At 67.5% G+C, this 8,682-nt stretch carries 9 protein-coding genes; 5 read left to right on the top strand and 4 right to left on the bottom strand.

Translation table 11 applies throughout. From position 1 onward, the window contains the following. Window positions 1–162: 162 nt before the first annotated feature. Window positions 163–399, top strand: a complete 237-nt coding sequence (locus tag ABGB21_RS34165; RefSeq protein WP_347655712.1) for a GntR family transcriptional regulator — start codon at window positions 163–165, stop codon at window positions 397–399. Window positions 400–967: 568 nt separating this feature from the next. Here ABGB21_RS34165 and ABGB21_RS34160 read toward each other — a convergent pair. Then, window positions 968–2,083, bottom strand: a complete 1,116-nt coding sequence (locus ABGB21_RS34160) for a type I restriction endonuclease (RefSeq protein WP_347681317.1) — start codon at window positions 2,081–2,083, stop codon at window positions 968–970. A 556-nt stretch (window positions 2,084–2,639) separates the two neighbouring features. Continuing rightward, complete coding sequence (locus ABGB21_RS34155; protein ID WP_347657942.1) at window positions 2,640–4,094, bottom strand: hypothetical protein; 1,455 nt, start codon at window positions 4,092–4,094, stop codon at window positions 2,640–2,642. A 154-nt stretch (window positions 4,095–4,248) separates the two neighbouring features. Between ABGB21_RS34155 and ABGB21_RS34150 the strand changes: the two genes are divergently transcribed. After that, window positions 4,249–5,118: a glycoside hydrolase family protein gene (locus ABGB21_RS34150; RefSeq protein ID WP_347681315.1), complete on the top strand. Its 870-nt coding sequence runs from the start codon at window positions 4,249–4,251 to the stop codon at window positions 5,116–5,118. Here the strand turns inward: ABGB21_RS34150 and ABGB21_RS34145 are convergent. Beyond that, on the bottom strand, window positions 5,112–6,263 hold the full coding sequence (locus ABGB21_RS34145) for a helix-turn-helix transcriptional regulator (RefSeq protein WP_347681313.1): 1,152 nt from the start codon (window positions 6,261–6,263) through the stop codon (window positions 5,112–5,114). The two genes, ABGB21_RS34150 and ABGB21_RS34145, sit on opposite strands and share 7 nt — an antisense overlap. 95 nt (window positions 6,264–6,358) lie before the next feature. Here ABGB21_RS34145 and ABGB21_RS34140 point away from each other — a divergent pair, with 95 nt between their 5' ends. From ABGB21_RS34140 to ABGB21_RS34130, 3 genes are all read left to right on the top strand, one after another. Beyond that, window positions 6,359–7,153 carry a hypothetical protein gene (locus ABGB21_RS34140; RefSeq protein ID WP_347681311.1) on the top strand — a complete coding sequence of 265 codons (795 nt, stop codon included), beginning with the start codon at window positions 6,359–6,361 and terminating at the stop codon, window positions 7,151–7,153. Then, entirely contained in the window at window positions 7,150–7,515 is a 366-nt protein-coding gene (locus tag ABGB21_RS34135) for a GntR family transcriptional regulator (protein WP_347681309.1), read from the top strand. Before ABGB21_RS34140 ends, ABGB21_RS34135 begins: the two co-directional genes overlap by 4 nt. Window positions 7,516–7,626: 111 nt before the next feature. Continuing rightward, window positions 7,627–8,250 (top strand): DUF998 domain-containing protein, encoded by a 624-nt coding sequence (locus tag ABGB21_RS34130; RefSeq protein ID WP_347657937.1) that lies wholly within the window; start codon window positions 7,627–7,629, stop codon window positions 8,248–8,250. 27 nt (window positions 8,251–8,277) lie between these two features. Here ABGB21_RS34130 and ABGB21_RS34125 read toward each other — a convergent pair whose 3' ends face one another. After that, the gene (locus ABGB21_RS34125; RefSeq protein ID WP_347681307.1) at window positions 8,278–8,640 is read right to left on the bottom strand and encodes a MerR family transcriptional regulator; all 363 of its coding nucleotides are present in this window, start codon (window positions 8,638–8,640) and stop codon (window positions 8,278–8,280) included. Window positions 8,641–8,682: the final 42 nt, after the last annotated feature.

Here is an 8,682-nt window from a genome sequence, read left to right as displayed (position 1 = left end):
ACCGTACGCGACTTGGCAAGAGACTCCAGCAGTTCCCGTTGACCGGTTTCGAGCACCAGCGGTGCGGCAGCACGCGTCACACGCACAGCCTACTAAACGGATAGCTATTTACGAAACAGAGCACTAGCGCTCGACGACTCACGTGTGAGGGATCAGCAGACCATGCCGTACGTCGTGCCGTTGTGGAGATCGATCCGGGACGACCTCCGTGCCCAGGTCAAGGCCGGCCTGCTCCAACCACGGCAGAAGCTCCCGACGACACGCGAGCTGATGGCCCAGTACTCGACCACCTCAGCGACCGTCCGGCGAGCCATCGACTCGATGATCGAGGCTGGCGAACTTATCGGCCGGCAAGGTCTCGGCGTCTTCGTGGCTGAGATCGACCAGGAGCCCTCGTAGGGACCTCGGTGGCGGTCGGCCGGCGATGCTCCGGTCTCTCGTGCGGGCGCCTACCGTCGCGATCATGCGGCTCATGGGTGCCCACAAGATTCTGGTGCGACTGGGTGGGATTAGCCGGCAGCGCGTCTACGCGATCACATCGCACCGGTCGTTCCTGGCGCCGATCGCCGAGGTGCAACAGGGCAAGGTGTGGCGTCGGATGTCGAGAAGTGGATCGTGAAGTACCGACCGCAGCTTGCCGGCCAAGGCGAGGACGAGGAGTAACCAGCGCTCCAACGGTCCGGCGGCGAAATTAGGTCAAGATCGATGCCGGAGCATCTAGGCGCTCTTTTCGAGGGTTCAAGGCGCTACGTAACGTCGGCCTGGACCTGTGGCGGACGGGGAGGCCGTCGCGGAAGAACTTGTGATCCTCCACGTCGACCATTCCCGTACCACATGACAACCTTCCGGGTGTCAACCGCTCGCCTGTAGTGGCTCCTCTGGACGGCCCCCAAGAAGGATCGAGGTTAATACTCCAGGTCGCCTGGCTTCGTTGGATGTTCAGACATCAAAGGGAGCGGCGTACTGCTCAAAGCTTTTTGTGGTTCCCGTCGCCCATGAAAGCTCTTACTGCGTCGCGAATTGCGTCAGCATGAAGATAGATGTCGTCAATAGAGCTGATTAGATGACGAGTCTCCGTCTTGTCGGCATCAAACGTGCCAACGTACTTCCGCGCCTTCCCGTTGAAATGCAGCCGAGCGATGGGTTTGCGGTTGTTGTCGTCGAGAATCACTGCGAAGTATGACTTGGCGTCGCGGCCAACAATACGTTGGGGCTTGACTTCACTGCACGCGATCGCCTTGATGATTTGGTAGCCGGTCAATTCCTCTAGTGTGGTTTCCACCTCTGTGTCTCGGGCGACATCGCTCAGTGCGACCTCTTCGCTTTCGAGCACCTCGGCGGGAGATTCGGTGGCCTGCGTGGGGAGACTTGTGTAGAGTGCGCCCTTCAGTCGTTCGTTCACTTGATCTCTGATGAACTGCGACGCGGCCTTGGCGACGAGTGACCTGAATTGTTCGCGCCGCTTTTGGGTAAATGAGCCGTCGTATACTCTCGTGGCGAAGAACTTGACCCACTCATCCTCAGGCTCCTTAAACTGCGCAGCCATCGAACGCTTGATCTGGCCGAGATACTTCAACTCTTCGGCCGCGCTGATGATCGACTCTAGATCGAATACCTCTTTCGTAAGCTTGCGCAGTTCCGGCAGTAGGGCGTCGTCAATATCCTCCAAGTCCAGTACGAGGAAGGGCTTGGCGTCCATCTTGTTGGGGGCATCGAGGTCGGTGTAGAAGTGGTAGGTCTGCCCATTGGTGAGGATGGCGATACGCGCATTCGTGACGGAGAAGTATCGATAGAGCTGAGACGCGTGTTCAATTTTTAGGGAATCGCGTGGCTGCTTGCATTCGATGAGGATTTGTACCTCGCCGCCCCGCACGATCGCGTAGTCGACCTTCTCGCCTCTCTTGACGCCGACGTCGGCCGTGAATTCCGGTATGACCTCCAGTGGATCGAAGACGTCGTAGCCGAGGATCATTGAGATGAACGGCATGACGAAAGCATTCTTGGCGGCTTCTTCCGTCTGGATCGCGTCCCGCTGATTCCGGACCTTCGTGGCGAGCGCGGCGACCCGTTCGCTGAATTCCATCAAGCGGACTCCCTCTTCTGGATTGGCAAAATGCGCCAGATGTTGTTCGTATGCTCTGCTGCTGGCGAGTCGGAAATCCAGGGCAACGACCGGATGCTACCGGGCGGCCGTGTAGCGCGAAGCCGCGAAAAAGATTGATTAATCCCTCCTTTCGCTGGTTCGATACGACGGAAAGGGCAGGTTTGCAGGGTCTCGGCCGTGAGTAAGATGCGCTGCCGACTGGGGGGCGCGGGCGGCTGTACTCGCTGCAGCGTTGATCGACGCATATCGCACTGCTGAGCTGGGCGGCGAGGGCGCCGCCGACCAGCTCGTCATCGACATCATCAGGACCGGCGAGACGCGGGAGCGATTCGTCGCTGGACGCCTCGTCGCGCTCTGCCCATCGAATCCTCGACTGGCCCCAGGAGATTGGGCCGAATCCCGTGGGAAGCGGCATTCCATCATCCATACAGGTTGCCGAAAGACGGCGATCGGCCGATGCTGCGCTCGTACGAGCATCCGAGGAGACGAGGCATCCGACCGCCTGGTCATTACCGGTCGGGGAATCCTCGAACGATCAGAGGTCGGCGAGGACGAGGAGACGTTCCATCTCCGACACCGGCAGGGATGGCGAGGCGGCGGCCGCCCGGGTGACTGATTCGCTCTCATCGGCCAGCAGGGCGATCAGCGTACGTGTCGGCAGGCTCGGGTGCGGGGCGATGGCGCGGCGTACCGAGAGCTCGGGGTCGGCCGCCAGTCGTTCGGCCAGCTCGGCGGGCAGGGCAGGGTCGCGGGGGGCGAGGACCCGCATCCTCGGGTCGGGATCGGTGGCGAATCGGCGGAGCATCTCCGGCGGGAAGGTGAAGACGTCGGCGGGACGCCACCGGTCCTTCTTCTCCGACCGGTGGTCACGTTCTATCCGTTCGGCGGTCGCCAGGTCGACCAGGTGGGAAAAGGTCCGGGCCGCGGTCGCGCGAACGAGACTCTCCTCGTCGTCGAGCAGCCGCAGCACCGCGTCCGGGGGAAGTCGCTGACTGTACGCCGCGGAGTTGCGGAAACAGACATAGGGCGAGGACACGTGTGGCAGGGGATCGGCGGTCACCCAGGGCAGGTGCAGGCACCTCAGTTCGGTGACGGCGAATCTGTTCTGGACCGTGCGGACGAAGGTCGCCTCGTCCAGGTCCTCGGTCTGCAGCGCCGTCAGCAGCTCGGTACCACCCTGCTGCACCTCGGCGTAGATCCGCTGGCGTAGTGGCTCGGGGGTGTCGGGTCGGGCGAAGACGCGGATCCGTACCAACAGGCTGGGATCCTCGGCGAGTCGGTCCCGCAGGTCCGGGGGAAGCTGCGGATGTTCGGCCACCTCCTGGCGTACCCGGTCGTCCGGGTCCTCGGCCAACCGCAGCGCCGTTTCGGCGGTGAGACTCAGATGCCGCACCACACCGGCCCGGGTGACCGGGTCGTCGAGCAGGTCGGGCATCAGGTCGGCGGGCGGGACAGGGTGGGGCAGCCGGCGGTAGTAGGTGGCGCAGGCGGCTGCCCTGACCCGGTCGACCGGATCGGTCAGCAGGATCCGCCGTACCTCCTCCGGAGCCTGCGGCCACCACTCGGCGAGGGTCGCACGTATCTCCGGATCGGGGTCACCCGCGAGCCGGGCACGAAGATCCGGGGGTACGTGATCCTTCTCCGCGAGGCACTCACGCACCCGCTTGTCCGGGTCGTCGATCAGCCGGGCGAACAGCTCCCGGGGCGCGTCCTCGGCGCCCACGACCAGGGCGGCACGGACGCCGGGATCCCGATGCTCGGCGAGCCGGAGTCGGGCGTCGTTCGGAAGGTGACGATTGAGCGCCAGCGAGTGCAGCAGCCAGTGGTAGTCCGTGGCGAGAATCTCGGCGATCAGGTCGGCGGTCAGATCCGCCCGCTTGGCCACGTCGCCGAAGCCCCGGCGGTGGGCGAGCAGACGGCGGATCAGCGTCGCCGGCAACGCCGGATTCTCGGCAAGACCCTCCAGCGCCGCAGCGAGGTGAACCGGCACCGGTGCAGCGTCAGACATACCAGAACACTCTCAGCCGAGCCGGCCGCTACACCAGCCGATGGTGTCCGGCCCGGCCGGCGGTCCGGTTCCGAGTCACGCGTCTCCCAGAACTCTGGGATACCGGGGACGTGTTGATCTACCGAAGAATCCACGCATGCAGACCAAACGATCTTTGTTGGCGGCGTTGCTGTTCGGCGCGACTGTGCTGGTACCGGTGGCGGTGACCCCCTCGCCGGCCCTGGCCTACGAGGTGGACTGCGGGGCCAACGGTGGTCCCGGGCCCCGGCCGGGGCTACCGGGAGATGAGGAGCCCGAGCAGCAGGGACAGCAGATGACGCCGGAGGAGATGCGGGCCTTCGTGGCCAGCCACGAGAGCCCGAACGGCCTCGCCGGTGACCCACACGTCTACATCGACACCATGGGGCACCCGACCGTCGGTGTCGGCTTCAACCTCGACCGGGCCGACGCCCGCGCCCTGCTCACCAAGGTCGGGGCGAACTACGATGCGGTCCGCGCCGGCACCCAGAATCTCACCCCGGCCCAGATCGCGACCCTGTTCGAGGCCGACTTCATCGCCGCGTCGGCGACCGTGGCCCGCTACATCTACAACTTCGACTCGCTGACCACGTCCAGGCAGGCCGTGCTCATCGACATGGCGTTCAACCTCGGACCGGCCGGGTTCAAGGGGTTCCGCAACATGATCAACGCGGTCAACGTCGGCAACTGGGAGGCGGCGGCCCGGGCGATGAGCCAGTCGTTGTGGGCCACCCAGGTCGGCACCCGGGCCGCCCAGGACATCAAGCTCATGCGTCAGGGGGCGCTGTGCCAGCCCGGTGACGCGCCGGCCGCGCCGCCGCCGGGCGGCAACCACGTCAACTACCCCGGCAACGTCTGGGCCATGCCGGACACGAGTGGTGCCACCATCGGCGGCGGCTCGCCCGCGCCCATCGCCTGCCGCCTCGACCACATCGAGGTGTACTACGAGGGCAGCTGGATCGACATCGTTGTCGTCGACTGTTACTGACCGCCACTGACAGCCGGGCGGACGACCGCAGCACTCGCGGCGGCGTCCGCCTGGTTGGCGGTCAGCAGCATTGCCACGAACTCGCGCCGGCTCCGTACCCCGGCTTTGTCGAACACCGCCTTGAGGTGGTCCTGCACCGTGTACGGCGAGACCAGCAGGGCGGCGGCGATCTCGGCGGTGTTCAGGCCCCGGGCAGCGTACAACGCGACCTGCGCCTCGCGCTCGGTGAAGCCGTACGCGGCGAAGGTCACCGGGATCAGTTCGGCCGGGCCGGCCGGGGTGACCACCACGGCGACGGGTGACCGGGGCGACCGGCCGAGCAGCGAGGCGTGCAGCGCGTGCCACCCGCCGTCCGTGGTCCGGACCCGCAGCGGCGGCTCCGGAACGGGCCGGCCGGCGGCGACCGCGCGGGCGTGCTCGGCCGCCATGACAAACGGCAGCGGCACACCGAAGAGCGCGGCGGTGTCGGCGGACAGCCGGCCGAGCAGCTCCTCGGCCCGCTCGTCGGCGTGCAGCACCCGGTTGTCCGGCCCGACGACGAGCACCGCCGGTGCGGGGGCGGCCGGTCCGTTCGAGGCGATCCGGCCAGCCGTACCCGACCCGGCGGTGCTGCGCCGGAGCGCGGCACCGATCAGCGGCGCCGCCGCGTTCGCCAACGACAACTCCTCAGGCCGGTAGTGGCCCCGGTCCGGCGCCCGCATGAACGCCGCACAGCCCCACCGGCCGCCCCGGCTGTCGAAGACCGCCCGCAACTCGTCGCCGTACCCGGCCGGCCGGATCTGGTCGCGGTACCGCAGACTCTGCTCGGGCCGTCCGCCGGTGGCCCGGCTGAGGGTCTCCGCCGCCCGGCCACTGCGCCGGATCACCGGAAACGTCGCGATGTCGTCGCCCCACACCTCCAGCTCGACCGCCGCGTGGAAGTCCGACAGCCGTAGGTCCGGACTGACCACCGAGGTGACCAGTCCGGTGGCCGGGTCACTGTCGTGCCAGCAGACGCCGTCGTAGCCGAGCACCGGGCGCAGCAGCGCGTCAGCGCGGTCGTACACCTCGGTCGAGGGCAGCGTGGCGGCGCTGAGCTGCGTCAACTCGGCCAGGACCCGTCGATGCGTCCGACGCCACCGCTGCGTTGTCCCTCGATCCGGCACGGCGGGCAGCGTAGCGCCCGACCCGGGGTTGACTTTGTCGCATGCTATGACTCAATCTATTGAGACAAAGCTTGCGACAGTCGGAGGTGGGTGGCATGCGACAGCCAGATCAGACGGATCCGAAGCGGTGGCTGGCCGGGGTGTGGCTGGAGCGGCACGGCCTGGCCGACGTCGAGCCGACCCCGCTGCTCGCGGCCCGGCTGGCGGTGCGGCGGCGGGTCAGGGTCGCCGACAGCCTGCTGCTGGCCGCGTTCATCGTCGGCGCGGCACTCACCCACGTGTCGGTGCTGGGCAGTGACGCCACCACCTCCTGGCTACCGACGCTGGTGCTCGTCGCGCTGGTGGTCGGGCTGCTGGTGGCCCAGTGGCTGCTCGGCTGGTGGGTGCGGCACGTCGACCGACGGGCCGGCGCGCGACTGCCCCGGCGGGTCGCCCACCCGGTCCAACTCGGCTGGTCGGCGGTGCTAGGCCGGCCGTACGCCGTCTTCACCGTCGTCACCTACACCGCCGCCCTGCTGCTCGCGGCGAGCGTGCTGGCGGTGCCGGATCCCGACCTGCGACGTGGGGCGACCGTCGTCCTGATCGGCCTCACCGGCGCCGCCGTCGGCGTCATCCTGCAGCTGCGTAACGTGCTGGCGAGCCCGGCCGTGGCCGAGGACGAGGCGTCGCTCACCGCCGACGTCATCATGCGGGTCGAGGACGTCCGTGCCCTCGTCACACCCAGCCTGGTCTGGACGCTGCCGGCCATCTTCCTGTACGGCGAATCGTTCGGCTGGTGGAACATCGCCTCGATCGGACTCGTGGTGGTGAGTGCCATCGTCTTCTGCCTGATCCACTTCCGGACCACGGGTGTCGGGACGACCGCCCGCCGTGCCATGGTCACCCGATGATCGTCATCGACGCGGCCTCGCCGACGCCGCCGTACGAGCAGCTCCGGGCCCAGCTCGCGAAACAGATCCAGGACCGCACGCTCGCCGTCGGCACGAGACTGCCGACGATCCGTCGACTCGCCGCCGACCTCAGCCTCGCCGTGAACACCGTCGGGCGGGCGTACCGGGAACTGGAGGAGGCCGGGCTGATCGAGACCCGGGGGCGCGCCGGCTCGTTCGTCTCGGCCGCCGGCGAGCAGGCCCTGGAGCAGGCCCGCCGTGCCGCCCACGACTACGCGGCGGTGATCACCAGCATCGGCATCGACCCCGTCGAGGCGATCCGGATCGTCGAGGCGGCACTCGGCCGGCCGGCGACACCCTGAACCGCCGGACTGACCGTGACGCCGAGCAGTATCCACGTCGTCCGAAGTGGACGGGGTGCCACGGAGACGGCCACCAGGACCATGATTGCGGCCCGCTGTTACGGTCGGGCGGTGACGAGGACTCGGGTTCTGCTCGGGTGCGGGGTCGTCGGCGCCCTGCTGTTCATCGCGGTCCTGCTGGTCAACGGCGTGGTGAAACCCGGGTACGACCCGGCGCGTGACTTCGTCAGCGAGGGCGCCATCGGTCGGGGTGGCTGGCTGCAGATCGCCGGTTTCGTGGCGAGCGGGACCCTGTTGACCGCCTTCTCGTTCGGCCTACGGCGGACCACGCCGAGATGGACGGCCTGGCTGGTTCGGACGATGGCGCTCTGCCTCGTCGGGGCCGGGATCTTCGTCTCCGACCCGGTTCCCGCCGACGCCGCGACCGTACCCGGCATCGTGCACAACGTCGTCTCGGTCGTGGTGTTCGCCGCGTTGGCCGCCGCGACCTTCACCGCGATCCGGTGGCGTCCGACCCGGCTCTGGCGCTGGTACTGCCTGCTCAGCGGGATCGGGATCATCGTGTTCTTCGTGGCGGCCGGCGGGGCCGACCCGGTCGCGGGTACGCCAGGGATCTTCCAACGACTCTCGATCGTCACCGGGTGGACCTGGCTGGCCGTCCTCGGCCTGCGGGCGCCGCGCACCGAGGCCACGACGGGTCGTACCGCGCGGACCTCGACCCAGCCCGTGACCTGAACCGGTGTCGGAGACGACCTCGAACAGTCAGTCGAGCTGTCCGCGATACCAGGCGATTTTGTCCTGCAGATGCGCGTACTGGTGGCGCAGCAGGTTCATCCGCTCCTCGACCGCCCGGGAGTGCTCCTCCAACAGGGCGAGACGTTCCGCCAGGGTGGTCTCGCCATCCCGGGCGAGTTCGGCGTACCGGCGCACCTGGGCGATCGGCATCCCGGTGTCCCGCAGACAGCGCAGCACGTCCAGCCAGCCCAGGTCGTCCTCGGTGAAGACCCGACGGCCGCCTGAGGTGCGGCTGATCTCGCTGAGCAGGCCGATCCGCTCGTAGTACCGCAGGGTGTCCAGGCTGAACCCGGTGCGCTCGGCCGCCACCGACGGTGGGTAGGTATTCACATCCGGCAGCATAAGTCGCCTTGACCTGGAGCGCGCTCCAGG

This window comes from Plantactinospora sp. B24E8 (genome assembly GCF_039871735.1).
In the GTDB taxonomy this organism is placed as follows: Bacteria; Actinomycetota; Actinomycetes; order Mycobacteriales; family Micromonosporaceae; genus Plantactinospora.
This window is presented reverse-complemented; position numbering and strand designations above follow the sequence as displayed.